Source organism: Bacteroides finegoldii DSM 17565 (assembly GCF_000156195.1).
GTDB classification, from domain to species: Bacteria; Bacteroidota; Bacteroidia; order Bacteroidales; family Bacteroidaceae; genus Bacteroides; species Bacteroides finegoldii.
Genome location: NZ_GG688327.1, coordinates 1 through 651 on the forward strand (window position 1 = coordinate 1; position 651 = coordinate 651).

Annotated in this window: 1 other RNA gene; it reads left to right on the forward strand. The window is 37.5% G+C overall.

Annotated elements, in window-relative coordinates:
* Positions 1-345: a transfer-messenger RNA gene (gene ssrA / locus BACFIN_RS21870) on the forward strand; the annotation flags it as partial.
* Between the last annotated feature and the right edge of the window lie 306 nt (positions 346-651).

The following is a 651-nucleotide window of genomic DNA, read 5'->3' on the forward strand; positions in this document are numbered from 1 at the left end:
GTCGGTAATTTCCACTTAAATCTCAGTTATCAAAATTTTATCTGGCGAAACTAATTACGCTCTTGCTGCTTAATCGAATCATAGTAGATTAGCTTAATCCAGGCACAAGGTGCCAGGACGAGACATCACTCGGAAGCTGTTGCTCCGAAGCGTTCCGGTTCAGTGGTGCAGTTACATCGGGGATAGTTGAAAGTGGCCTCGCACTTTTGATGAAACTTTAGAGGATAAGGCAGGAATTGATGGCTTTGGTTCTGTTCCTGTTCGAAAATCTAGGCAAAGATAAGCATGTAGAAAGCTTATGATTTCCTCGTTTGGACGAGGGTTCGATTCCCTCCAGCTCCACAAATAAGATTGATAATCAGGTTATTATGGTGTTTACACCCTAAAACACACCCTAAAATATAAAGTGATAGTCTGATTATCATTCTTTATATCAAGCACTATCTACAAGTCTTAAATAATTTAACTATTATGATGCCTTGTGGTATTCTATTATATTTTTTGCTGTTTTGTTTGTTCTTATCAAATAAATACGTAACTTTGAAATATCATTTTGGGCTTGACTGGAATTGACAGCGAGTTGGAATGGTATGTAAGCATGCAGTGGGTCGGTAATTTCCACTTAAATCTCAGTTATCAAAATTTTATCTG